Source organism: Micromonospora sp. DT44, assembly GCF_049841635.1.
Taxonomy (GTDB): Bacteria; Actinomycetota; Actinomycetes; order Mycobacteriales; family Micromonosporaceae; genus Micromonospora.
The window spans coordinates 25,871-48,700 of record NZ_JBNCKS010000045.1; the positions used below are offsets into that span (position 1 = coordinate 25,871).

The 22,830-nt window shown below is 71.3% G+C and carries 26 protein-coding genes; 20 read left to right on the forward strand and 6 right to left on the reverse strand.

The window, feature by feature from the left end; genetic code table 11:
* Nucleotides 1-37: 37 nt before the first annotated feature.
* The 3 genes from ACLQ25_RS24020 to ACLQ25_RS24030 are packed head-to-tail and all read left to right on the forward strand — an operon-like array spanning nucleotide 38 to nucleotide 2,521.
* On the forward strand, nucleotides 38-769 hold the full coding sequence (locus tag ACLQ25_RS24020) for a phosphocholine cytidylyltransferase family protein (RefSeq protein ID WP_357171787.1): 732 nt from the start codon (nucleotides 38-40) through the stop codon (nucleotides 767-769).
* Nucleotides 757-1,824 carry an iron-containing alcohol dehydrogenase family protein gene (locus ACLQ25_RS24025; RefSeq protein ID WP_425733050.1) on the forward strand — a complete coding sequence of 356 codons (1,068 nt, stop codon included), beginning with the start codon at nucleotides 757-759 and terminating at the stop codon, nucleotides 1,822-1,824. Before ACLQ25_RS24020 ends, ACLQ25_RS24025 begins: the two co-directional genes overlap by 13 nt.
* Nucleotides 1,799-2,521: a CDP-alcohol phosphatidyltransferase family protein gene (locus ACLQ25_RS24030; protein WP_425733051.1), complete on the forward strand. Its 723-nt coding sequence runs from the start codon at nucleotides 1,799-1,801 to the stop codon at nucleotides 2,519-2,521. Before ACLQ25_RS24025 ends, ACLQ25_RS24030 begins: the two co-directional genes overlap by 26 nt.
* A 313-nt stretch (nucleotides 2,522-2,834) precedes the next feature.
* On the opposite strand, the gene ACLQ25_RS24035 is transcribed toward ACLQ25_RS24030, so the two are convergent.
* On the reverse strand, nucleotides 2,835-4,103 hold the full coding sequence (locus ACLQ25_RS24035) for a glycosyltransferase family 4 protein (RefSeq protein ID WP_425733052.1): 1,269 nt from the start codon (nucleotides 4,101-4,103) through the stop codon (nucleotides 2,835-2,837).
* A gap of 24 nt (nucleotides 4,104-4,127) precedes the next feature.
* Between ACLQ25_RS24035 and ACLQ25_RS24040 the strand changes: the two genes are divergently transcribed.
* From ACLQ25_RS24040 to ACLQ25_RS24060, 5 genes are all read left to right on the forward strand, one after another.
* The gene (locus tag ACLQ25_RS24040; RefSeq protein WP_357131550.1) at nucleotides 4,128-4,988 is read left to right on the forward strand and encodes an Fpg/Nei family DNA glycosylase; all 861 of its coding nucleotides are present in this window, start codon (nucleotides 4,128-4,130) and stop codon (nucleotides 4,986-4,988) included.
* A gap of 265 nt (nucleotides 4,989-5,253) precedes the next feature.
* Nucleotides 5,254-6,825, forward strand: coding sequence for a sugar transferase (locus ACLQ25_RS24045; protein WP_425733082.1), 1,572 nt, complete (start codon nucleotides 5,254-5,256; stop codon nucleotides 6,823-6,825).
* A gap of 32 nt (nucleotides 6,826-6,857) precedes the next feature.
* Nucleotides 6,858-8,084 carry a sensor histidine kinase gene (locus ACLQ25_RS24050; RefSeq protein ID WP_425733053.1) on the forward strand — a complete coding sequence of 409 codons (1,227 nt, stop codon included), beginning with the start codon at nucleotides 6,858-6,860 and terminating at the stop codon, nucleotides 8,082-8,084.
* Nucleotides 8,085-8,115: 31 nt separating this feature from the next.
* Nucleotides 8,116-8,877 (forward strand): LytR/AlgR family response regulator transcription factor, encoded by a 762-nt coding sequence (locus ACLQ25_RS24055; protein ID WP_007453674.1) that lies wholly within the window; start codon nucleotides 8,116-8,118, stop codon nucleotides 8,875-8,877.
* A 66-nt stretch (nucleotides 8,878-8,943) separates the two neighbouring features.
* Nucleotides 8,944-9,606 carry a DUF5701 family protein gene (locus ACLQ25_RS24060; protein WP_425733054.1) on the forward strand — a complete coding sequence of 221 codons (663 nt, stop codon included), beginning with the start codon at nucleotides 8,944-8,946 and terminating at the stop codon, nucleotides 9,604-9,606.
* Nucleotides 9,607-9,634: 28 nt separating this feature from the next.
* Here ACLQ25_RS24060 and ACLQ25_RS24065 read toward each other — a convergent pair whose 3' ends face one another.
* Nucleotides 9,635-10,186, reverse strand: a complete 552-nt coding sequence (locus tag ACLQ25_RS24065) for a Uma2 family endonuclease (RefSeq protein WP_425733055.1) — start codon at nucleotides 10,184-10,186, stop codon at nucleotides 9,635-9,637.
* A 183-nt stretch (nucleotides 10,187-10,369) separates the two neighbouring features.
* On the opposite strand from ACLQ25_RS24065, the gene ACLQ25_RS24070 reads away from it, so the two are divergent.
* The 10 genes from ACLQ25_RS24070 to ACLQ25_RS24115 all read left to right on the forward strand — a co-directional run bounded on the left by ACLQ25_RS24070 (nucleotide 10,370) and on the right by ACLQ25_RS24115 (nucleotide 18,358).
* Complete coding sequence (locus tag ACLQ25_RS24070; RefSeq protein WP_425733056.1) at nucleotides 10,370-11,047, forward strand: response regulator transcription factor; 678 nt, start codon at nucleotides 10,370-10,372, stop codon at nucleotides 11,045-11,047.
* Entirely contained in the window at nucleotides 11,044-12,117 is a 1,074-nt protein-coding gene (locus ACLQ25_RS24075; protein WP_425733057.1) for a HAMP domain-containing sensor histidine kinase, read from the forward strand. Before ACLQ25_RS24070 ends, ACLQ25_RS24075 begins: the two co-directional genes overlap by 4 nt.
* Nucleotides 12,118-12,461: 344 nt before the next feature.
* Nucleotides 12,462-14,072 carry a DUF4153 domain-containing protein gene (locus ACLQ25_RS24080; RefSeq protein ID WP_425733058.1) on the forward strand — a complete coding sequence of 537 codons (1,611 nt, stop codon included), beginning with the start codon at nucleotides 12,462-12,464 and terminating at the stop codon, nucleotides 14,070-14,072.
* Between the two features lie 44 nt (nucleotides 14,073-14,116).
* Nucleotides 14,117-14,530: a hypothetical protein gene (locus ACLQ25_RS24085; RefSeq protein WP_425733059.1), complete on the forward strand. Its 414-nt coding sequence runs from the start codon at nucleotides 14,117-14,119 to the stop codon at nucleotides 14,528-14,530.
* Between the two features lies 1 nt (nucleotide 14,531).
* Nucleotides 14,532-16,172, forward strand: a complete 1,641-nt coding sequence (locus ACLQ25_RS24090) for a cation acetate symporter (protein WP_425733060.1) — start codon at nucleotides 14,532-14,534, stop codon at nucleotides 16,170-16,172.
* A 145-nt stretch (nucleotides 16,173-16,317) separates the two neighbouring features.
* Nucleotides 16,318-16,647: a YbaB/EbfC family nucleoid-associated protein gene (locus ACLQ25_RS24095; RefSeq protein ID WP_425733061.1), complete on the forward strand. Its 330-nt coding sequence runs from the start codon at nucleotides 16,318-16,320 to the stop codon at nucleotides 16,645-16,647.
* 10 nt (nucleotides 16,648-16,657) lie between these two features.
* Entirely contained in the window at nucleotides 16,658-16,969 is a 312-nt protein-coding gene (locus ACLQ25_RS24100) for a hypothetical protein (protein ID WP_425733083.1), read from the forward strand.
* A 6-nt stretch (nucleotides 16,970-16,975) separates the two neighbouring features.
* Entirely contained in the window at nucleotides 16,976-17,470 is a 495-nt protein-coding gene (locus ACLQ25_RS24105; protein ID WP_425733062.1) for a hypothetical protein, read from the forward strand.
* 88 nt (nucleotides 17,471-17,558) lie between these two features.
* A complete protein-coding gene (locus ACLQ25_RS24110; protein ID WP_425733063.1) occupies nucleotides 17,559-17,966 on the forward strand; it encodes an EndoU domain-containing protein in 408 nt (135 codons plus the stop codon).
* Entirely contained in the window at nucleotides 17,963-18,358 is a 396-nt protein-coding gene (locus ACLQ25_RS24115; protein ID WP_425733064.1) for a hypothetical protein, read from the forward strand. The genes ACLQ25_RS24110 and ACLQ25_RS24115 overlap by 4 nt, the downstream gene beginning before the upstream one ends.
* Before the next feature lie 14 nt (nucleotides 18,359-18,372).
* On the opposite strand, the gene ACLQ25_RS24120 is transcribed toward ACLQ25_RS24115, so the two are convergent.
* Together ACLQ25_RS24120 and ACLQ25_RS24125 are read right to left on the reverse strand one after the other, a co-directional pair.
* On the reverse strand, nucleotides 18,373-18,726 hold the full coding sequence (locus tag ACLQ25_RS24120; RefSeq protein WP_425733065.1) for a hypothetical protein: 354 nt from the start codon (nucleotides 18,724-18,726) through the stop codon (nucleotides 18,373-18,375).
* A complete protein-coding gene (locus tag ACLQ25_RS24125; RefSeq protein WP_425733084.1) occupies nucleotides 18,723-19,184 on the reverse strand; it encodes a hypothetical protein in 462 nt (153 codons plus the stop codon). Before ACLQ25_RS24125 ends, ACLQ25_RS24120 begins: the two co-directional genes overlap by 4 nt.
* A 145-nt stretch (nucleotides 19,185-19,329) precedes the next feature.
* Here ACLQ25_RS24125 and ACLQ25_RS24130 point away from each other — a divergent pair, with 145 nt between their 5' ends.
* Together ACLQ25_RS24130 and ACLQ25_RS24135 are read left to right on the forward strand one after the other, a co-directional pair.
* Nucleotides 19,330-20,094, forward strand: coding sequence for an ABC transporter ATP-binding protein (locus ACLQ25_RS24130; protein ID WP_425733066.1), 765 nt, complete (start codon nucleotides 19,330-19,332; stop codon nucleotides 20,092-20,094).
* Nucleotides 20,079-21,788, forward strand: coding sequence for an ABC transporter permease (locus ACLQ25_RS24135; protein ID WP_425733067.1), 1,710 nt, complete (start codon nucleotides 20,079-20,081; stop codon nucleotides 21,786-21,788). Before ACLQ25_RS24130 ends, ACLQ25_RS24135 begins: the two co-directional genes overlap by 16 nt.
* Here ACLQ25_RS24135 and ACLQ25_RS24140 read toward each other — a convergent pair.
* Nucleotides 21,785-21,985, reverse strand: a complete 201-nt coding sequence (locus ACLQ25_RS24140) for a DUF397 domain-containing protein (RefSeq protein WP_363660848.1) — start codon at nucleotides 21,983-21,985, stop codon at nucleotides 21,785-21,787. The two genes, ACLQ25_RS24135 and ACLQ25_RS24140, sit on opposite strands and share 4 nt — an antisense overlap.
* On the reverse strand, nucleotides 21,982-22,767 hold the full coding sequence (locus tag ACLQ25_RS24145) for a helix-turn-helix domain-containing protein (RefSeq protein WP_425733068.1): 786 nt from the start codon (nucleotides 22,765-22,767) through the stop codon (nucleotides 21,982-21,984). Before ACLQ25_RS24145 ends, ACLQ25_RS24140 begins: the two co-directional genes overlap by 4 nt.
* Nucleotides 22,768-22,830: the final 63 nt, after the last annotated feature.

The following is a 22,830-nucleotide window of genomic DNA, read 5'->3' on the forward strand; positions in this document are numbered from 1 at the left end:
CACCGGTGACGGCAGCAGGACGAGGGAGGATGTCGCGATGATCGGAATGGTGCTCGCGGCCGGGGCGGGGCGCCGGCTGCGCCCGTACACCGACACGCTGCCGAAGGCGCTGGTGCCGGTGGACGGCGAGATCACGATCCTGGACATCGCGCTGGGCAACCTCGCCGAGGTCGGGCTCACCGACATCGTGATCGTGGTCGGCTACGCGGCGGACGCGGTCCGCGTGCGGCAGGCCGAGCTGGAGAAGAAGTACGGGGTCACGCTCACCCTGGTGCACAACGACAAGGCCGAGGAGTGGAACAACGCGTACTCCCTCTGGCTGGCCCGCGAGCACTTCGCGCGCGGCGTGCTGCTGGTCAACGGCGACACCGTGCACCCGGTGAGCGTGGAGAAGACCCTGCTGGCCGAGCGCGGACCGGGCATCCTGCTCGCGGTGGACACCCTCAAGCCGCTGGCCGAGGAGGAGATGAAGACCACCTTCGACGCCGCCGGCCAGCTCACCCGGATCACCAAGATCATGGATCCGGGCGAGGCGTACGGGGAGTACATCGGCGCGACGCTGATCGAGCCGCAGGTCGCCGACGCCCTCGCCGACGCGCTGGAGGCGACCTGGCGGCGGGACCCGAACCTCTACTACGAGGACGGCTACCAGGAGTTCGCTGACCGCGGTGGCGAGGTCCGGGCCGCGCCGATCGGCGACGTCCCGTGGGTCGAGGTCGACAACCACGCCGACCTCGCCCGCGCGCGGGAGATCGCGTGCCGCTACTAGCCCGGAGCGTCCTCACCCCGCTGCACATCGACGTGCGACGCGGGGCGGTCGCCGACCTGGCCGCGATCCTGGCCGACGGGCGGATCTCCTCCGGCGGCGACGTCGCGGTGGTGGTCGGGCCCGGTCAGGGCGCGCAGATCGCGGAGCTGATCCGGCCGTCACTGCGGACCGCCGACGTGTTCACCGTCTCCGGGGGGACGCTGGACGCCGCCGATGACCTCGGCGGCAAGCTGCGCTCCCGGTCGTACGACGCGGTCGTCGGCATCGGCGGAGGCAAGACGATAGACGTCGCCAAGTACGCCGCCACCCGCCGAGGACTGCCGATGGTGTCGGTGGCGACCAGCCTCGCCAACGACGGGATCGGCTCCCCGGTGGCCAGCCTCATCACGGACGGGATCAAGGGCTCCTACGGGGTGCACATCCCGATCGCGGTGATCGTCGACCTGGACTTCGTGGAGAGCGGCCCGGACCGGCACAACCGAGCCGGCATCGGCGACGTGGTCAGCAACATCAGCGCGCTGGCCGACTGGGAGCTGTCCCGGAAGGTACGCGGTGAGCCGGTCGACGGGCTGGCCGCCTCGCTCTCCCGGGCGGGCGCCGAGGCGGTGCTCAACCACCCCGGCGACATGAGCGACGACTCCTTCGTGACCGTCCTCGCCGAAGCGTTGATCTCCAGCGGCCTGGCGATGGCCGTCGACGGCACCAGCCGTCCGTGCAGCGGCGGCTGCCACGAGATCATGCACGCGGTCGACTCGCTCTTTCCCGGCACCGCCTCGCACGGCGAGCTGGCCGGGCTGGGGGCGCTCTTCTGCACCTGGCTGCGCGGTGACCAACGCCGCTTCGCGGAGATGTCCGCCTGCCTCGCCCGGCACGGTCTGCCCCGGCTCCCCGCCGAGGTGGCGCTCACCGACGACCAGTTCGTGGAGGCGGTGCAGTTCGCGCCGCGTACCCGCCCGGACCGGTACACCATCCTCGAGCACCTGGCCCTGTCGCCTACCGAGACGCGGGAGCGGCTGGCAGACTACGCCGGTGCAATCCGCGACCAGCTTGGCTGACCCCCGTCCCACCGTCGCCGACTTCCACCGGGTCAACCGGGGCGGCGGCCTGTTCAGCGAGTCGATCAGCCAGTGGCTCGGTGCGGTGTTCGCGCTGGTCGCGCAACGCCTCGGGCTGCGCCCGACCGCGCTGACCCTCACCAACCTGGTGCTCGGGCTGGCCACCTCGATCTCCGTGGTCGCGCTCGCCGGTCCGGTCGCCGACGGGGACGTACCGGCCTGGGTCGTCGGCCTGATCGCCCTGGTCGGCTGGCAGGTGGCGTACTCCCTGGACTGCGCCGACGGGCAGCTCGCCCGGGTGACCGGCCAGGGCAGCGCGGCCGGGGCCCGGATCGACGTGCTCTGCGACGTGGCCGCGCAGATCGCGCTGGTGGCCGCGCTGGCCGCCACCGCCGTCGCGCAGGAACCGTCCACCCCGACCTGGCTGGTGGCCACCTTCGCGGGCACCTGGATGGTCAACCTGGTCACGTCGGTGATGCAGGCCGGTCCGAACGCCGCCAGCATGGTCACCTCGACCTCGCTGCCCGTACGCCTCGTGAAGCTGGTCCGCGACTACGGCGCGGTCATCTTCGTGGCCGCCCTGGTCCTCGCCGTAGCCCCCGCCCTGGTGCTCTGGGTGCTCGTCGCCTTCACCATCATCAACGGCGGCTTCCTGCTCGCCAGCATCGCCTTCTCCGCCCGAGCCTCTCTCCGCTGACCCGCCCGCGCCGCGTTCCGCAAGATCCGTACAACTTCCCCGAAACTGCTGCCTCCTGGATGCGGAAGGCAGCAGTTCCCCTGATGTTGTGTAGATCTTGCCGCGCCCATGCGTCGGAAACGACCGCAGTGGCGTCCTGACCCGACGCCCGTCGACAAGATCGTCCTCGAACCAGGAAACAGTGCCATCCGGTCGCCCCGAGGCCACTAAATCCTGGATCGAGCACGATCTTGCGGGGGCACGGGGGCACGGGGGCACGGGGGCACGGGGGCACGGGGGCACGGGGTGCCGGCGTGTGGGTCGTTTGGCTGGGTCAGGCGGGGTTGGGGATGCGGGCGACGCCGGCGTAGATGTCGATGAGTTGCTTCGTCACCACGTCGGGGTGGAAGGTGCGCTCGTAGCGGGCGCGGGCCGCCACGGTCAGCGCGGACGCGCCGGCTCGGGCGACCGGCAGGGCGGCGGCCAGCGCGGCCGGCGCCGGGGCGACGACCCAACCGGCCTCGCCCAGATCGATTCCGTCGGGCATCGCCGGTTCGCCGCCCCCGGCGACGGCGGAGGCGGTCTCGGCGGGGCCGGTGCCGGCGGGCTCGTGCGGGGCGTCCGCTCCGACGAGGTACGGGATGCCGCCCAACGCGGTGCCGAGTACCGGCCGACCGCTCGCCAACGCCTCGATGATCACGGTCGGCAGCACGTCGTGCCACATCGAGGCGGCGATCACCACGGCGCTGGCCTCGACTGCGGCCCGGACCCCGGCACGGTCGAGCTGACCGAGGTAGACCACGTCGGGTCGTTCGGCGGCGGCTGCCTCGACCAGCGGGCGCAGTTCGCCGTCGCCGGCGATCCGCAGCGTGCCCAACGCACCCACCGGGTGCCGGCGCCAGGCGTCCAGCAGCAGGTCGACGCCCTTCTCGGGGGAGAGCCGGGCCATGTAGAGGAAGCCGTCACCGAGCGGCGCCGGCAGCCCCGGGTCGGGCACGGCGTTCGGCTTGACCACGATCCGATCGTCCGGGATGCCGTAGTCGCGGAGGTGGTCGGCGATCGCCGAGGTGAGCGCGATGAATCGGTCCACCGAACGCCAGGTGCCCCGGTGCACGGCCAGGGTGGTCGCCATCAGCGCGCTCTGCGCCGCCGAGTCGCGGTAGCACCGGTGCCTGATCGCCGGCACGCCCAGCGCCCGGCCCTTGCAGTCCTGGCAGATCACCCCGTCGCGGAAGTAGATCCCCGAGGAGCAGACCTGCCGGTAGTTGTGCACCGTCTGCACCACCGGCACGCCGTGCCGGTGCGCGGTCCGCACCACCCAGGGCGAGATCAGGGGGTACGGGTTGTGCAGGTGCAGGACGTCCGGTCGGTGCTCGGTGAGCAGCCGGCTCAGGTCCTGCTGTGCGCGGGGCGCCCAGATCGGTGAGATCGGCAGCAGCGCCTTGGCGGCCTTCGACATCGAGGGGATCTCATCCGAGCTGCGGATGAAGGGCAGCACCTCGACACCGGCGGCGGTGAGCTGGGCGATCTCCGCGTCGACGATGGTGTTCTCGCCGGAGGGCTGAGCCTCCCGGTACCGGTTGTGCGCCACCACGATTCTCACGGGAAAGAAGGCTACCGTTGGCTGGTGCCCGAACTACCGGAGGTTGAAGCGCTCGCGGGTTACCTGCGGCAGCGCGCGGTGGGGCGGCGTGTCGACCGGCTGGAGATCGCCGCGATCAGCGCCCTGAAGACGTACGATCCGGCACCCACCGCCGTCGCCGGCAAGGCGGTGGTCGACGCCCGTCGGCACGGCAAGTTCCTCGATGTGGTGATCGAGGGTGACCTGCATCTCGTGGTTCACCTGGCCCGGGCGGGCTGGCTGCACTACCGGGAGGCGTTCCCGGCCACCACGCCGTTGCGCCCGGGCAAGGGCCCGATCGCCGTGCGGGTCCGGCTCGACGACGGCTCCGGCTTCGATCTCACCGAGGCCGGTACGCAGAAGAAGCTGGCCGCCTACCTGGTCACCGATCCGGCGGCGGTACCCGGGGTGGCCAAGCTGGGGCCGGACGCGCTCGCCGCCGACCTGCCCACCTTCGCCGAGCGGCTGCGCAGCCGACGCGGGCAGGTCAAGGGGGTGCTGACCGACCAGTCGGTTCTGTCCGGGGTGGGTAACGCGTACTCCGACGAGATCCTGCACGCCGCGAAGCTGTCCCCGTTCGCGATCACCGATCGGCTCACGGACGCCCAGCTCGCCACCCTGCACGCGGCGACGCGGCAGGTGCTCGGCGACGCCGTCGAGCGGTCCCTCGGTCAGCGTGCCGCCGAACTCAAGGGGGAGAAGCGATCCGGGCTGAAGGTGCACGCCCGTACCGGCCTGCCCTGCCCGGTCTGTGGCGACACCGTCCGGGAAGTCTCGTTCGCCGACTCGAGCCTGCAGTACTGCGCCACCTGTCAGACGGGCGGCAAGCCGCTGGCTGACCGACGGTTGTCCCGTCTCGTACGGTGAGTAATCCCACGGGGCGACTACAGAGCGGAATCGACCCGAGTGAGCCGAACCTCCGGTCCACCGTTCTCGCCACAGGCGTATCCATCGGTATAGTGGCCCGGTCCCCGGCTTCTGAAATGGTGCGGAGCCGGCCAGATCCCGCCGACACCATCGGTCGCCAATCTCCTGCGGGGCGGCGACCGGACCGGAGCCCGCGTGGGAGACTGGGACGGTGGGCGACCCGGGCCCTCACGGCGAGTGAGCGGCACGTGTCATGCGGGAGGACATGGGTGAGGTGACGGCAAGCCTCCAGCGCCCGGTATCCAACGAAGGCCGGAGCAGACTCGTGCGGCACGTCGACAGCTTCGAGATCCAGCCGCCGACGCCGCCGTCACACAACGGCGTCCCTCGGTCGGCGTGGGCCAGAGCGCGACGACGTGTCTCCCGTTGGCACCGCCCCTACACCGCGATCCTGCTGCTGCTCGACTTCGGCGCGGCGGCGTTCGCCAGTTGGATCGCGATCCAACTCTTCGACCAGGCCGCCTCGGGTTTCTCCGGCACCAACCAGGACCCGACCTGGTTCCACACCATCTCCTTCCTCCTGCTGCCGCTGGGCTGGGTGGTCATCCTCTGGAGCAACCGGGCGTACGACCGGCGGTATCTGGGGCTCGGCCCGGACGAGTTCAAGCGGGTCATCAGGGCCGCGGTCACGGTGGCGGCCAGCGTCTCCTTCCTCGCCTTCGCCACCAAGACCGCGCTGTCGCGGTGGACGGTGGGCACGGCGCTGCTCGGGGCGCTCTTGCTGATCCTGTGGGGCCGTTTCGTGGCCCGCTGGGCGCTGCACTACATCCGTCGGCGGGCCGGTCAGGCCGCCCACCGGATGGTGCTGGTCGGCACCCTGCCGGAGTGCCTGGAGGTCTACGCGGCGGTCACCCGTAGCCCGGCCGCCGGCCTGATGCCGGTCGCCATCCACATCACCGATGGCTACGCGGCGGCCCGTGGGGTGCCGACGCCGGTGCCGGTGCACTCCGGCCGTGACGTCCTGGCCCTGGTCCGCGAGGTCGGCGGGGACACCATCGCCGTGTGCGGGTCGGCCAGCGCCGAGCCGGGCGAGCTGCGCCGACTGGCCTGGCAGCTCGAAGGCTCCGGGGTCGATCTCGTGGTCGCCCCGCAGTTGACCGACATCGCCGGCCCGCGTGTGCACATCCGGCCGATCGAGGGTCTGCCGCTGCTGCACGTCGAGGAGCCGACGCTCTCCGGGCCGGCGCTACTGGCCAAGAACCTGATGGACCGGGTCGCCGCCGGCCTCGGCCTGCTGCTGCTGATCCCGCTCTTCATCTCGATCGCGGTGGCGATCCGAATCTCCGACCGCGGTCCGGTCTTCTTCCGCCAGCCCCGCGTGGGGCATGAGGGACGCACGTTCCGGGTGTGGAAGTTCCGGACGATGTACGTCGACGCCGAGGACCGGCTGGCCAGCCTCACCGACCAGAACGAGACCGACGGCATGCTGTTCAAGATGAAGCAGGACCCCCGGGTCTTCCCGGTGGGTCGCTTCCTGCGGGCCTCGTCGCTGGACGAGCTGCCGCAGTTGATCAACGTGCTCTGGGGTGAGATGTCGCTGGTCGGACCGCGCCCGCTGCCCGCCGACGACGGCGACTTCCTGGGCGACGTGCGACGCCGGCTGCTGGTGCGCCCCGGCATGACCGGGCTGTGGCAGGTCTCCGGCCGCTCCGACCTGTCCTGGGACGAGGCCGTCCGACTCGACCTCTACTACGTCGACAACTGGTCGCTGGCGTACGACCTCAGCATCCTCTGGCGGACGGTCGGTGTGGTGCTCGCCCGCAAGGGCGCCTACTAGCGCGGGCGGCGGCGAGCCGTCAGGATCGCTGCGTGGGTGGCAACCTCTCCGCCGTCGTCGGCGTCGTCTCGCTGGTCACCGCGCTGACCGCGGCTCTGCTGGCGGTGCTGCGACTACGCGCCCGGCGCGGCATCGCCACCGCGACCCAGCGGGCCACCTACGAGGTGCTGCACACCGCCGGGCTGGCCGCCGAACCCCTCCGGACGGGGCTGAGCGCGGCGGGCGCGGCGAAGGCCGTACGCCATCTGCGGGCTTTGGTGGGCGCGGTCGGGCTGGCACTCACGGACGCCGACGAGGTGCTCGCCCTCGACGGACGCGGCACGCACCACGGCGAGCAGCTGCTCGCGGCGGCCCAGCGGTCGATCAGCTCCGGGCGATCGACGGTGCTCGGGGAGTCCGACCTGCGCTGCGACCGGGTGGACTGCCCGATCCGGGGTGCGGTGGTCGCCCCCCTGCACGGCGCCGACGCCCGGGTGGTCGGGGCGCTGGTGGCGATCGCCGACAGCGCGCCGGCGCCGGGGCTGGTGCAGGCCACCCTGGAGACCGCGCACTGGGCCGGCAACCAGCTCGCCCTGGCCGAGCTGGACTCGTCCCGGGAGCGGCTGGCGCGGGCCGAGATCCGGGCGCTGCGCGCACAGATCAGCCCCCACTTCATCTACAACGCGTTGACCGCGATCGGCTCGTTCGTCCGCACCGACCCGGAGCGCGCCCGGGAGTTGATCCTGGAGTTCGCGGAGTTCACCAGGTACTCGTTCCGGGCGCACGGGGAGTTCACCACCCTCGCCGAGGAGCTGCGCTCGATCGACCGGTACCTGACGATCGAGCGGGCCCGCTTCGGCGACCGGTTGCAGGTGCGCTTGCAGATCGCGCCGGAGGTGCTGCCGGTGACACTGCCGTTCCTCTGTCTCCAGCCGTTGGTGGAGAACGCCGTCCGGCACGGGTTGTCCCGCAAGCCGGGCACGGGCATGGTGAGCATCGAGGCCCGGGACGCGGGCGCCGAATGCCACATCACGGTGGAGGACGACGGGGTGGGTATGGATCCGACCGTGCTGACCGCCGGCATCGCCGAGCTGGCCCGCAGCACCGGCGACCCGGGTGACGACACGGGCCAGCACGTCGGCCTCTCGAACGTCGACGAACGGCTGCGCTCGGTCTTCGGTGACCGTTTCGGTCTGGTCGTCGAGACCGGGCTGGGCTCGGGCACCCGGGTGATCGTGCGGGTGCCGAAGTTCCACCCCGGCGTACGGGCCGGTTCGTGAGCGAGCGCAGCGAGCGAATGCGGGCAGCCCGGTGAACGCCTCCGGTTTTTTGCGGGTGTTGGCGGTGGACGACGAGCCGCCGGCGCTCGACGAGTTGGCGTACCACCTGCGGGCAGACCCCCGGGTGGCCCGGCTGCACACGGCCGGGGACGCTACGGAGGCGCTGCGGCTGTTGCGCGACGGTGACGTGGACGTGGTCTTCCTGGACATCCGGATGCCCGGCCTGGACGGCATGGAGCTGGCCCGGGTGCTGCGCCGGTTCGCCCGGCCACCGGCGATCGTCTTCGTCACCGCGTACGACGACGGCGCGGTGGACGCCTTCGACCTGGGCGCCACGGACTACGTCCGCAAACCGGTACGCGCCGAACGGCTGGCCGAGTCGCTGCGGCGGGTGATCGGGTCGCGGGTGGTGCCGTCGCACCCGGCGGCGCTGGCCCGGGCCGAGGAGGATCCGACCATCCCGATCGAGCTGGCCGGGACGACCCGCATGCTGCCCCGCTCGGCGGTGCGGTGGGTGGAGGCGCAGGGCGACTACGCGCGGCTGCACACCGCCGAGGGGTCGCACCTGGTACGGGTTTCGCTCGCCACGCTCGCCGAGCGCTGGGCGGATGCGGGTTTCGTGCGGGTGCACCGGTCGTACCTGGTGCAGTTGAAGTTGATCGCGGAGCTGCGCCTGGTGAACTCCGGCTACGTGGTGGTGGTCGATTCCACCGAGCTGCCGGTGAGCCGGCGGCACACCCGCGAGCTGAAGGACAAGCTGGTCAGGGCGGCGAAGCAGGATTGGAGTCGCTGAATCGGGAATGTCGGCAACCGTTCCGTACGTTGTACGATAGGCCGTACGACAACCGGGAGGGCCGCCGTGACCGAAACCCCGTTCGACGCCGAGACCGAGTTCGACAGCCAGGTCGACCGCCTGATGGAGTTGAGCTACCCGACCCTGGCGGGGATGACCGAGAGCGCCTTCCGCGACCTGGTCGCCCCCCTGCGGGCGCGAGCGGTCGACGGTGCCGCCGGCCTGCCCGCGCCCACCGACGCCCGGGTGCCGTTCCTGCTGGTCGTCACACGCGACCTGATCGGCGTGGAGCCCCGACTCGAACTCACCACCCTGGCCGGCAAGCGCAAGCCCGGTTTCCTCGACCGGCACTACGCCGAGGACGACCTGCCGCGCTTCGACCCCATCAAGGAGCTGGAGGCACCCGCCGGGCCGGCGTACCTCCTCTTCGACGTCGACCGTGGTGAGGAGTTCCGCAACCTCGCCCCGGCGGCAGCCATGGAGGGCATGACCGCCCAGGATCGGCTTCCGCTCACCATCGACGAAGGGCTCGCCTTCATCACGCTGTACCCCGAGGCGCTGGCCAGCAACAGGTGCTTCTCGCTGGTCGGATCGCGGTGTGGCGACAGGCGGGTGCCGGCGCTGTGGATCAGCCAGGGCGCACCGAAGCTCGGTTGGTGCTGGTACGGCAACCCGCACACCTGGCTCGGCTCCGCCTCGGCCCGCCCCGAGCGCGTCGGCCTGGACTGAACCCGGCGACCGTCGAGCAGAGGCCAGGTCAGAAGATGTCCGCGAGCGCAAGCGTGAGCGGGAACGGCTGCTCACTGCGGTAGACCTCGCCCGCTGGCATGACGACCTGCTCCCGGTAACCGCCGGGCCCGTTCACGAGCACCGTCACGGTCTGCTTGCGGGGCTCCACCAACCAGTAGAGGGGAATGCCGGGCGCGGCATACTCGTGCCGTTTGAGCACCAGGTCGCGGCCGGCGTTGCTCGGCGAGATCACCTCGACGACGAGGAGCACGTCAACCGGGTCGAGTGCGGCGCCACCCAGATCCATCGCGCTCTCGCGCGCGACGAACAGATCCGGGACGAAGTACGACGAGCGCTTCGCGCTGACGCCGATGTCCTGCCCGACGAACAGACCAGCCGGTGCCTGCCGGTCGAGGATTCGGCGGAGGCGGTTGGCGACCGCGCCGTGGAAGACGTCCGCATGGGGGGACACTAGCAGGCTCCCGTCGAAGATCTCGTAGACCTGGTTGTCCTCGGGGAGGCCCTGGAGGTCGTCCACCGTCCAGGCGTCACCTCGGCCGGGCCGGGCAGGGTTGGTCACCGTCACACCTCCTCTCTACCGGTCCACCCTGACAGCTCGGTTGGTCATCCACAACGAACCTCGGACGTTCGGGGAGGCCGGCGGCCATTACCACCGAGTTATCCACAGGGCTGACCGGTTCTCCACAGGTTGTTCACAACGCCACCCACTGATCTCCACGGTGGCTCCCTACAGTCAGACCCCATGAAGGAACGCCGCGTCCTGGTCGTCGAGGACGAACGCACCATCGCCGAGTCGGTCGCCGCCCGACTCCGCGCCGAGGGTTTCGCAGTGGAGATCGCCAGCGACGGCCCCAGCGCGGTCGAGCGGTTCCGGACCGGGCAGCCGGACCTCGTCGTCCTAGACGTGATGCTGCCCGGGTTCGACGGTCTGGAGGTGTGCCGGCGTATCCAGGCGGTCCGGCCGGTTCCGGTGCTGATGCTCACCGCCCGCGACGACGAGACCGATCTGCTGGTCGGGCTCGCCGTCGGCGCGGACGACTACCTCACCAAGCCGTTCTCGATGCGCGAGCTGGCTGCCCGCGTCCACGTGCTGCTGCGCCGCATGGAACGGGCCGCGACCCCCGCGCCACCCGCCATCCGCCTCGGCGACATCGAGATCAACGAAGCCGAGCGGCGGGTTCGCCGGGCCGGCGCGGACGTGCACCTCACGCCGACCGAGTTCGACCTCCTGCTGCACCTCGCCGGCCGACCCCGGACGGTCCTTCCCCGGGAACGACTGCTCGCCGACGTGTGGGGCTGGGCCGACGGCACCGGCACCCGCACCGTGGACAGCCACGTGAAGGCGTTGCGCCGCAAACTCGGCGCGGACCTGATCCGGACCGTCCACGGCGTCGGGTACGCCCTGGAGGTTCCCAAGTGACCGGCCGGCAGGTGGACTGGCTGAACCGGGTGCTTCCCCGCCCCCTCGACCCGGTCCGCTCGATCAAGATGAAGCTCGGCGTCCTGCTGGTCGCCTCCTGGGCGGTGGCCATCGGCTACTTCTGGTACGGCATCGGCTGGCTCCCACCAGGCACGGCGATCACCGCCATCTTCATCGCGCTGGTCACCTCGCAGGTGCTCGCCCACGGGATGACCTCGCCGCTGCGCGAGATGACGGCCGCCGCCGGGGTGATGGCCCGCGGCGACTACACCCGTCGGGTACGCGCCACCTCCCGGGACGAGGTGGGCGAGCTGGCCCAGGCGTTCAACAAGATGGCCGAGGACCTGCACGCGGCGGACCAGCGGCGGCGTGAGCTGATCGCCAACGTCTCCCACGAGCTGCGGACGCCGATCACCGCGTTGCAGGGCGTACTGGAGAACATGGTGGACGGGGTGGCCGAACCGGAGCCGGCGGCACTGCGCGCGGCTCTGTCCCAGACCGAGCGGCTCGGTCATCTCGTCGCTGACCTGCTCGACCTGTCCCGCCTCGACGCCGGGGTGGTGCCACTGCGCCGGGTCACCATCGACGTGGGGGACTTCCTCGACGAGGCGGTGGAGCATGCCACCGCCAGCGCGGCCGGCGCGGGTCTGGACGTGGACTTCCGGTTGCACGAGTTGACGACGCCGTTGACCGTGCACGCCGACCCGTGGCGGTTGCACCAGGTGTTCGCCAACCTGCTCGACAACGCGGCGCGACACAGCCCACCGGGTGGCACCGTGCGGGTGAGCGCCGAGGAACACGCCGGCCAGCTCCACTTCGAGGTCAGCGACGAGGGACCGGGCATCCCGACGGCCGAGCGGTCCCGGGTGTTCGAACGATTCACACGTGGCGACCGCGCCGCCGGGGGTGGAACCGGCCTCGGCCTCGCCATCGCCCGCTGGGTCGTCGAACTCCACGGCGGCCGGATCGCGGTCCTCGACCCGGTCAGCGCCGCCAAGGGCGCCCGTCCAGGCTGCCGCATCCAGGTCACCATCCCGAACAACGCCCCACACCGAGGAGAGGTCGCATGACCACCCCTGGCAGCACTCCGCCTCCGACCAGCGGCCCGGCAACGCCAGTCGCCGAAGCACCGGCACGGCCGACCGCCAACCCGTCGGCACCGCCGACCGGAGGCCCAGCGGCACCGCCGGCCAGTGGCCCAGCGGCACCCCGGACCGGAGGTCCAGCGGCACCGCCGGCCGGCCCCGCCGGACGGCCGCTTCCGGCCTGGCCCCAGCCGATGCCGGCCCCGCTTCTCGGACCCCGGCCACCGTCGCTGATCGAGCGGCGCTGGCCAGGGCCATCGGGCGCCGCGCGCCCGCTCGTCCTGGCGGCCCTGACGGCGGCTGCCGTCCTCGGCGCGTCGACGATCACGATGGTTCGTCCCGGACTCGGCTGGCTGGTGGCCGCGCTGGCCGGCACCGCCGCGCTCGCCGTCGCCGCCGTCGCTCGGGCGAGGCCGTCGACCGCTGCACCCGCGTCACTGACGCCACCGACCACCCCACCCAGTCCGGCGACTCCGGCGACTCAGTCCATCGCAACCGGCCAGGCCACCCCGACCACGGCGGCCGGCCAGGCCGCCGCGACCACGCCGGCAGCCCGGGCCACCCCGACCACCCCGACCACTTCGACCACGCCGGCGGCTCAGGCCACCCCGGCGGACCGGGTAACCCCGGCGGCCACCGCCCGTCCCGATGCCACGGGGGCATCGGGGCGGGCGGCGCAGGTCGTCTGGGCCTCCGCGACCGTCGCGTTGGTGGGCGTAGGTACCCTCCGGGCAGCCGGCTGGCTCTTCGCGCTCTGTCTACTCGCCGCCGTGGTGACCGGGACGCTCGCGCTGACCGGCGGGCGGAGCCCGCTCGGCATGCTGCTGGCCGCGACCCTGCCGCCGGCCGCGACGGTACGGGCGCTCCCCTGGGCGGTACGCGGGCTGCGCGACAACCGACCGGCCGGCTCGGGGATCGCCGTCGGGCGGATCCTGACCAGCGTGGCGATCTCCGCCGGCCTGCTGATGCTGTTCGGCCTGCTCTTCTCCTCCGCCGACGCGGTCTTCGCCGACCTGGTCAGCGGCTTGCTGCCCGACATCTCGGTTCCCGGCACCATCGGGTGGACGTTCCGTCTGCTGCTGATCGGTGGCGGTCTGCTGGGTGCCGCGTACCTGGTCAGTCGACCGCCCAACCTCGACGGCCTGCGGCCTGGGCCGGCGCGGCCGGCGCACCGGCTCGAGTGGACGCTTCCGCTGGTGCTGCTCGACGCCCTGTTCGCGGCGTTCGTACTGGTCCAGTTGACGGTGCTGTTCGGCGGCTCGGGGCACGTGCTGCGCACGGCAGGGCTCACCTACGCGCAGTACGCGCGCGGCGGCTTCTGGCAACTGCTCGCCGTCACCGGGCTCACCCTGCTGGTGATCGCCATCGCCGCCCGTCGGGCACCAAAGGCGACGCGGACCGACCGGCTGCTCGTCCGCGCGCTGCTCGGGGCGCTGACCGCGCTCAGCCTGGTGATCGTGGCCTCGGCGCTCTACCGGATGCAGGTCTACGCCGACGCGTACGGCGCCACCCGCCTGCGGCTCGTCGTGGCGACCGTCGAACTGTGGCTCGGGCTGCTCTTCGTGCTGGTCGGCGTGGCCGTGGTGCGGCTGCGGGCCACCTGGTTGCCCCGACTGGTGATCGGCACGGCGGTGCTGGCGCTGCTCGGGCTGGCCCTGGTCAACCCCGATCGGCTGATCGCCGACCGGAACGTCGACCGGTACCTGCAGACCGGCCGGTTGGACGTCGGCTACGTGTCCGGCCTCTCGGCGGACGCCGTACCCGCCCTGGCCCGGCTGCCCGAGCCCATGCGGATCTGCGCGCTGAACCGGCTGGCGACCGACCTGCCCCGGGACGGCCTGTGGGCGACGAACCTCGGACGGGAGCGCGCCCGCCCCGAGCTGGACCGGATCCCGGTGACCGGCCCGACGTCGCACTGCTTCAGCCTGCGCTACCAGTGAGCGGCGACGCTTGACAATCGCGCGAGGCGGGCAAGACTGCCGGGGTGGCCAGGCAACTCCCTGACGTGGGGTCGGGCGGTGCGGTTCCGCCGCCCCGGCGGGCCCGGATCGTGTTGGCCGACATCACCCGGCGCGACACGCGCTCCGAGCGGACCCGCGCCGAGCTGGCCCAGCAGACCCAGGTCGGCGAGGCGCTGGTCCGTGGCCTGGTCCGGGCCCAGCTCGCGCTGGCGTTGCGGTTGTCGCTGGTGGTCGTCATCGGGCTGGGCGGGTTGCCCTGGCTGTTCGCCATCGCGCCGTCGCTCGGCCGGACCACCGTGGCCGGCGTCAACCTGCCCTGGCTACTACTCGGGGTGGCGTCGTTCCCGTTCCTGATCGCGGTGGGCTGGGCGTACGTGCGGCTGGCCGAGCGCAACGAGCAGGACTTCACCGACCTGGTGCAGCGGCCGGAGCACTGACGTGGGCAACGACTACGTGGTTCCGGCCATCGTCGCGGTCACCCTGGTCACCGTCGGCATCGGCTTCTACGGGCTGCGGCTGGCCCGGACCACGTCCGATTTCCTGGTCGCCTCGCGGGCGATCAGTCCGACCTGGAACGCCGCCGCCATCGGCGGGGAGTACCTGTCGGCCGCGAGCTTCCTCGGCATCGCCGGCCTGGTCCTCAAGTACGGCGTCGACGTGCTCTGGTACCCGGTCGGCTTCGCCGCCGGCTACCTGGCCCTCCTGCTGTTCGTGGCCGCGCCGCTGCGCCGCTCCGGCGCGTTCACGCTGCCCGACTTCTGCGAACTACGGCTCGGGTCCCGCCGCCTGCGCATCCTCGCCACCGCCTTCGTGATCTTCATCGGTTGGCTCTACCTGGTGCCGCAGTTGCAGGGCGCCGGGCTCACGCTGGCCACGGTGGCCGGCTCCCCGTACCCGGTGGGTGCCTTCCTGGTCGCGGCCGTGGTCACCGCGAACGTGGCGCTCGGCGGGATGCGGGCCATCACCTTCGTCCAGGCGTTCCAGTACTGGCTCAAGTTGACCGCTCTCGCCGTACCCGTGATCTTCCTGGCGTTGCAGTGGCAGGCCGATGCCCGCCCGGCGGTGACACCGCCGGACGGGCCGACGTTCCGGGCCGCGACCACCGTCGTGGTCGAGCACCGCGCGACCCTCACCCTGGCCGACGGTGAGATTCGGGAGGTACGCCCCGGCGACGAGCTGACCTTCTCGGCCGGCGACCCGGTGCCGCAGCTGTCCGGGGTGGCCACCGACGCGGCGGACTGGTTGCTGCCCAGCGCCGCGGGTGCCGACGACCGGGGCCTGTTCGGCACGTACTCGCTGATCCTGGCCACCTTCCTCGGCACCATGGGCCTGCCACACGTGCTGGTCCGCTTCTACACCAACCCCGACGGCGCGGCGGCACGCCGGACGACGCTCCTGGTGCTGGCCCTGGTCGGCGTCTTCTACCTGCTACCCACCCTGTACGGGGTGCTGGGCCGGATCTACACCCCGCAACTGCTCGTCAGCGGGCAGACCGACGCGGTGGTGGTCCTGCTGCCCGGCGCGGTCCTCGGTGACGGGCTCGCCGGTCGGCTGCTCGCCGCGCTGGTCTCGGCGGGAGCGTTCGCCGCCTTCCTGTCGACCTCGTCGGGCCTGCTGACCAGCGTCGCCGGGGTGATCTCGACGGACGTGCTCGGCCGCGGCTCGGTACGCGGCTTCCGCTGGGCGACCGTCATCGCCGGGGGCGTACCGGCGGTGCTGGCCCTGCACGTCTCCGGCCTGGACGTCTCACAGGTGGTCGGGTTGGCCTTCGCCGTCGCCGCGTCGAGCTTCTGCCCGCTGCTGGTGCTGGGCATCTGGTGGCGCGGTCTGACCGACCTGGGCGCGGCCGCCGGTGTGCTGGCCGGCGGCGGGGCGGCGATCGGCGCGGTGCTGGTGACCGTCCTCGGCCCGCCGCTGTCCGGCTGGCCCGCCACCCTCACCGCGCAGCCGGCCGCCTGGACGGTGCCGCTGGCGTTCACCGTGATGGTCGCGGTGTCGATGGCGACCCGCCGCCGAGCGCCGGCCGACGTAGCGGCCACCATGCTCCGCCTCCACACCCCAGAAGCCCTGCGCCTGTAGCGTCGTTCGGGGCTGATCCGGCCGTGCGGGTCTTACTACACTGCGAATCGTGGCGAACCCCTCGGATTTGAGCAGGTCCATTTCGGAGCTGCTGTCTACGCTCGACCGCGGTCGCACCGGCCGCGATCAAGATGCGCCGAGCGAGGTGGCACCTCCCCTCCAGGGCGTCGGTGAGGCTGCCGACGGACTGGTACGCGTGGTCGCCCTCCCGGGTGGACAGATCGAATCGGTGTGGATCGACCCGAGGCTGATGCGCTCCGCGTCGGAGAGCCTGGCCGAGGAGATCCGCACGGCCACCAACGCGGCCCTGACAGACCTACGGACAGCGCTGGCCGACGCGACCGCCACGCCGGACACGGCGGCCATGCTGGAACAGCTGCGCGAGCTGCAACGTGGTGCCGTACCGCAGTTGCAGGGTCTCATCGACACCCTCGGCAGCGTTCAGGACCGGCTCTCCTCCGGCGGAAGGCCCTGACGTGGCCCGCATGGTGGACCCGGAGGGCCTGCGCGGGGCAGGCACCAACCTTCAGGACATCTCCGATCGTTTCCTCACCGAACTGCGCACCTTCCTGGCTGACCTGCAAGGGTTCGGCGCGCCCTGGGGCAACGACGACATGGGCAGCCTGATCGGCGCCGCCTGCGAGGAGGTGACCGCGTACGCCGCGGAGTGCTTCGAGTCGGCGATCGAGGAGCTTGGTGTGGTTGGCGTGGACCTCAACCGGATGGCACACCTCGTCGAGGAGGACGAGCGGGCCATCACCGCCCATTTGGGCGGGCTCAGCCAGGAAATCGGGTGAGGCGACGTGGGACTGCAACTGCCGGGTGAGCTGACCACCTTCCTCAGCATGATCGGGTACGACTGGCCGCAGGCGGACGAGACCGCGCTGGTCGAGATGGGTCAACGGTGGCTCGCCTTCAGCGGCACCCTGCAAACCCTGACGATGGAGGCGGGACAGGCGGCCCAGCCGGTCGGCGCCGGCAACGCGGGCGCTGACATTGATGCCTTCCAGGCGTACTGGACCGAGCAGGACGGGCCGGTGCAGGTGCTACAGGATGGCGCGCTCGCCGCCACCCTGGCCGGCACCGGCCTGATCATCATCGGCGCGATCGTCCTCGCCCTGAAGATCCAGGTCATCGTGCAGCTGGTGATCCTGTCGGTGGAGATCGCCCAGGCGGTGGCGACGGCGGTGGCCACGTTCGGCGCCTCGCTGGCGGAGATCCCCATCTTCCAGATGATCACCCGCGAGATCGTCGGTCTGCTGATCGACCAGGTGATCGGCGCGCTCCTCGATGGGTAAGCGCGGGCGCGGCAAGTTCATCCGGTCCGCCCTCTCCCACCTGCGCAAACAGAGGGCGCGAGCGCGGCGCGGTCAGCGGACGGACGGCATGACGCCGGAACGCCTGCGGCACACCCTGCTCGGGGAACGCGACGGCAGATCTTCGGGATGGCACCACCGGCCGGGCGGCATCGACCCACCGGGAGCAAAGCTGATCAAGGTGACGAAGCGCGACAGCCGAACCGGCGTCTACAACGGCAAGGTCGCCATGCAGAACCGGCGCAATGGTGAGTGGCAGGAAAAGCGCGGCGGTAGCACCTTCTTCCCCGACCACTGGACGCCGCAGGACGTCGACAACGCGATCACCCGTGGATTCAACTCGCCGGACGTCGTCAAGGATCCGCAGACCGGACGGTGGTCAGGCACGTTCAACGGTGTCCATCTGAAAGGCTTCTACGATCCAGATACCGACACTCTCAGCCACGGCTACCCCACTCTGCCTGGAGGCACTCCTTGAGCACTATCGAGTTCCGCTGGTCCAAGGAGCGCATCGCCGAGTACCAGTCGACAGACCAGCGGCTCGCCTGCCTGGGGATGTGGTTGACCGACGACATCCAGAGCGTCCACGAACTCTGCCTCGACCTGTTGGCCGATCTTGAGGACATCGCCGCCGGGCGCAAGGAGAGCGAGAGCTGGGAGGGGAACGCCTGGGCCGCCGAGCTGAGCGCGGAAGGCGTCGACCTGCAGAATCTCTGGCGGGATGTCCTGCACGCCCACTATCCGCTGACGGAGACCCGGCGGGTCGTGGCGCAGTACTGGCGGCTGCTCGCCCAGGACCCGGACCGCACGCGAGCGGTCGTCGAGTGGGAGAGCGAGAACGGGCGGACGCACCCGTACCCGGGGCTGTGACGGTCGGGGGGTGTTCAGTCGGTGGCTCTGGGGTGGCCCGTGCCAGCGTGTTTGACCCAGCAGATGCGGGTGTCGTGGTCGGGGAGATACCAGATCCGACCGCCGGCGGTGACCTCGTACTGCCACTGTGACAGCGTCTTCCCGTTGTGGCTGGCAGTGGCGAGCGAGCCCTTGAGAGGGTGCTGCCTGCTGGTCGGCGGGGACGGGCAGGGGTCGGATTCGATGGTGTCGAAAGCGGCCCGGGTATTGGCGGCGGCCTGACGGCACAGCTCCTCCCAGCCCTTGGCCGCGTCGTTGGTGGCGAATCGCAGGGCGTTACCGCCACGGCGGGGTGGTGGCGCTGCCCGATCGCCGCGCTTGGCGCTCACTCGGCGGTCGGGCGGGGCACCGCCCCGAAGTCGTCGAAGCTGGGCGCGGCAAGGACGCGGTGCAGATCGGGGTCGGCGTGGATCTCGGCGCTGTGCCGCCACTGGCTGAGCAACTGCGACAGGGCTGCGGTGTTTCCCACCGCCGCAGCCGCCTCCGCCGTCTCCACGAACTCGGTGGCCATCTGCTCGCGATCTTCAGGCGGCAGGAAGCGCACCCACGGCAGCACGGTCGGCAGTGCCTCACGCACCAGAGTGGGATCCCGGCGCACCACGCTGGCCAGCAACCGGGCGGTCAGATCCACGACCTCACCCTCGGCCGCGGCCCGGTCGGCCAACATCAGGACAAGATCGGCTGCGTCCCGGCGGCGCAGACGCACGGCGCGAGCGCGAGCCAGTCGCTCAGTCGTCTCGGCCGGCTGCCGCAGCAACTCCGAGAACGGCACGGATTCCGAGGGCATCGACACGACATCAACACTACTTCAGAAGTCGACGGCTCGCACGACTACGCCTTTTACGCCGGAACAGGGACTACGTCATGGGAATGATCGTGGATCCGCCGGTCGCCGGACGGCGTATCTGGCGGGCGGCGGATAACGTCGGGCCATGACTGGTGAACATCCCGCGCTCGTGCTGCGTGGTCTGGCTAAACGGTTCGACGGCACGGTCGCGGTCGCCGGTGTCGACCTGGACGTACCGGCCGGGTCCTTCTACGGGCTGCTCGGCCCGAACGGGGCCGGCAAGACCACCACCCTGTCGATGGCGGTCGGCCTGCTACGGCCGGACGCCGGCTCGGCGTGGGTGCTCGGCCAGGACGTGTGGCGCGACCCGGTCACGGCCAAGCAGTTGCTCGGCGTGATGCCCGACGGTGTCCGGCTATTCGACCGGCTCAGCGGCGCGGAACTGCTGGCGTACCACGGGCTGCTGCGGGGGATGGACCCGGCGGTGGTCGACCAGCGGGCCGCGGAGCTGCTGGACGTCCTGGCGCTCGGCGACGCCGGCCGGACTCTGGTGGTGGACTACTCGGCAGGCATGAAGAAGAAGATCGGCCTGGCCTGCGCGTTGCTGCACGGGCCCCGGGTGCTGGTGCTGGACGAGCCGTTCGAGGCGGTCGACCCGGTGTCGGCGGCGCTGATCCGCGACATTCTCACCCGGTACGCGGCCGGCGGCGGCACGGTGGTCTTCTCCAGTCACGTGATGGAGGTCGTCGAGCGGCTGTGCTCGCACGTGGCGATCCTGGCCCAGGGCACCATCAAGCGGGTCGGCACGATCGCGGACGTCAAGGGCGACCGGTCGCTCGAACAGGTCTTCGTCGAGGTGGTCGGCGGACGTACCGCGACCGGTGACGAGTTGTCATGGCTGTCTCGGTGAACCCGGCCACCGCGGCCACCGCGCCCGCGCCTCCGGCGCGACGGGTCTCCGCGCGGCACTTCGTACGGCTCAAGCTGCGGGTGATGGGCAACAACTTCCGGGGCCAGGGCTGGCGGATCGCGATGTTCGTCGGCGGGGCGCTGGTCGGCCTCTGGTTCGCGGCCAGCGGCTTCTTCCTGTTCGCCGCGCCGGGCATCACGGGCAACGGCCGGTACGCGGTGCTGGTCGCGGCGGCCGGCGGGGGCCTGCTGGTGCTCGGTTGGCTACTGCTGCCGCTGGTCTTCTTCGGGGTTGACGAGACACTGGACCCGGCCCGGTTCGCGCTGCTGCCGCTGCCGCGCCGCACTCTTGTCGTCGGCCTGTTCGCCGCCGCGCTGGTCAGCGTGCCGGTACTGGCGGCGTCGATCGCCTCACTGGGGCTGGTACTGACCGCCTGGGCGCTGGGCGGTTGGTCCGCCGGTGTCGTGGCCGTGCTCGGCGTACTCCTCGGGTTGTTGCTCTGTGTGGCCGCGAGCCGCGCGGTGACCAGCGCGTTCGCCAGCATGCTGCGGTCCCGTCGGGTACGCGACCTGGCCGCCGTGCTGCTGGCGGTGACCGCCGCGCTGCTCGGCCCGTTGCAGGTGTTCGGCCTGGCGGCGCTGCGCCAGACGGACTGGACCCGACTGACCGGAGCCGCGTCGGTGCTCGGGTGGACGCCGCTCGGGGCGCCGTGGACCGCCGGCATCGACGTGGCGCAGGGACGGGTGTGGGCCGCCCCGCTCAAGCTGCTGATCACGCTGGCGGCGATCGGCGCGCTGCTGGCCTGGTGGTCGCGGTCGCTGGAGTCGGCGATGGTGGGCTCGGCGACCGCCGGCCGGGCACCGGCGCGACGCAGCGTCGACGGCGGCGCGGTCGCCCAACTCTTTCCCCGGGCCGCCACCTGGGCGCGGCGGGACCGGTTCGGCGCGCTCGTCGCCCGGGAGGCCCGCTACTGGTGGCGGGACGCCCGCCGTCGAGCCAACCTGATCACCATCGCGGTGGTCGGCATCTTCGTGCCCGTCCTGGTCAACGTCACGGGCGGGGACTTCGCGTCCGAGAACGCGGGGTTCACGGCGGCCGCCAGCGACAGCTCACCAGTCGTGGTCACCATCTCGCTGCTCTTCGTCGGGGTACTCGCCTCGGTCACCCTGGCCAACCAGTTCGGCTTCGACGGCAGCGCGTACGCCGCGAACGTCGTGGCTGGCGTGCCGGGTCGCGTCGAGCTACGCGCGCGGATGACCGCCTTCTCGTTGTACGTCCTGCCGATGCTGGCGATCATCGCAGTGGTGCTGTCGGCGCTGCTCAGCCGACCGGAGTGGATCGGGCTGATGGTGGGCAGTCTGCTTGCCACCTACGGTGCGGGACTGGCGGTGAGCAGTTTCGTGTCGGTGCTCGGGGCGTACTCGCTGCCGGAGACGAGCAACCCGTTCGGGATGAACAGCGGTGCGGGCATGGCGAAGGGGTTGCTCACCCTGGTCGCCATGATCACCACGGCGGTCATCGGCGTGCCGATGGTGGTGGCCGCCGCGTTGCTCGGCGACGCCTGGCTCTGGCTGGCCCTCCCGCTCGGCACGGCGTACGGGCTGGGTGCGGCGCTGCTCGGCGCGTACCTGGCCGGTGACGTGCTCGACCGGCGTCAGCCGGAACTGCTGGCCACCGTCACGCCGCGCCGCTAGGCGGCCGGGCCGCGAGATGCGTGGGCGGCGAGGAATCCGGTCCAGGCCGACGGGCTGAACGTGAGCACCGGCCCGGACCGATCCTTGCTGTCCCGCACCAGCACGACACCCGGCAGATTGTCCGCCACCTCGACGCACGCGCCGCCTGTGTCGCCGGACCTGGTCGACGTTCGCCAACGCGGATGAGCAAGGGTCATGGAGTCACCTTCAGCTTCCGGATCAGATCCAGCGAGGCGCTGGTGGGCAGCGCTTCGCCGAGCAGGCTATCCCATTTCCGACCTATCAGACGCACGACGTCCGGATCGTCGATGACGTGTCCTCGGGCGACGTCTTCCACATAGGTCACCCGTTCGCCGTCCGGGAGTTCGGCGAGCAGGAAGCCACCGGTCAACCCGACATGGGCCCCGATGTCGAGCGAGACGATGTGCAATCTGACGCTCGGCATGGTGGCGAGTTCCATCAGTCGGCCAAGCTGCGCATCGAGTACCGCAGGCCCGCCTACCGGACGTCGCAGCGCGGCCTCGTCCAGGACGAACACGCACTGGGGCGGCTCGGCGCGATGCCAGAGCCGCTGCCGATCGAGTCGAACGGCGACCAACTCATCCACCACATCGGCAGGGTTCAGGCCCCCGGCGGAGATCACCGCTCGGGCATAGTCCTCGGTTTGCAGCAGACCAGGAATCAAGCAGGGCTCGAATTCGCAGAGGCGAATCGCGTGCTCCTCGTGATGACGCCAGGGGACGAACCATGTCGGCAACCGCTGACGATCGGCAGCCGACAGGAGTTCGGCGAGGAGGCCGCCGGTGGCCAGGGCCTCGTCGGCGGCCACGGCGAATTCCATCGTCGGTCGGCGGCGGCCGGTCTCGATGGCGGCCACCGTGGAAGGGCTCCACCTGATCAGGGTCGCCAGAGCCTCCTGGGACACGTCGGCACCGGCGCGGGCGGCCTTCAACGCCCGTACCCACATTTCGATGTTCATCCTTACCTCTCCGGTAAGTACGTGACTGCGCTGCGTAGTAAGCCCTGGAATCCTCCCGTGTCC

Bases quoted from the DNA above. Each gene is read 5' to 3' on its own strand.
- ACLQ25_RS24070 (WP_425733056.1), top strand. From the start codon at position 10,370: ATGAAGGAACGCCGCGTCCTGGTCGTCGAGGACGAACGCACCATCGCC.
- ACLQ25_RS24080 (WP_425733058.1), top strand. From the start codon at position 12,462: ATGGTTCGTCCCGGACTCGGCTGGCTGGTGGCCGCGCTGGCCGGCACC.
- ACLQ25_RS24020 (WP_357171787.1), top strand. From the start codon at position 38: ATGATCGGAATGGTGCTCGCGGCCGGGGCGGGGCGCCGGCTGCGCCCG.
- ACLQ25_RS24135 (WP_425733067.1), top strand. From the start codon at position 20,079: ATGGCTGTCTCGGTGAACCCGGCCACCGCGGCCACCGCGCCCGCGCCT.
- ACLQ25_RS24100 (WP_425733083.1), top strand. From the start codon at position 16,658: ATGGTGGACCCGGAGGGCCTGCGCGGGGCAGGCACCAACCTTCAGGAC.
- ACLQ25_RS24145 (WP_425733068.1), bottom strand. From the start codon at position 22,767: ATGAACATCGAAATGTGGGTACGGGCGTTGAAGGCCGCCCGCGCCGGT.
- ACLQ25_RS24140 (WP_363660848.1), bottom strand. From the start codon at position 21,985: ATGACCCTTGCTCATCCGCGTTGGCGAACGTCGACCAGGTCCGGCGAC.
- ACLQ25_RS24045 (WP_425733082.1), top strand. From the start codon at position 5,254: ATGGGTGAGGTGACGGCAAGCCTCCAGCGCCCGGTATCCAACGAAGGC.
- ACLQ25_RS24125 (WP_425733084.1), bottom strand. From the start codon at position 19,184: ATGCCCTCGGAATCCGTGCCGTTCTCGGAGTTGCTGCGGCAGCCGGCC.
- ACLQ25_RS24110 (WP_425733063.1), top strand. From the start codon at position 17,559: ATGACGCCGGAACGCCTGCGGCACACCCTGCTCGGGGAACGCGACGGC.
- ACLQ25_RS24130 (WP_425733066.1), top strand. From the start codon at position 19,330: ATGACTGGTGAACATCCCGCGCTCGTGCTGCGTGGTCTGGCTAAACGG.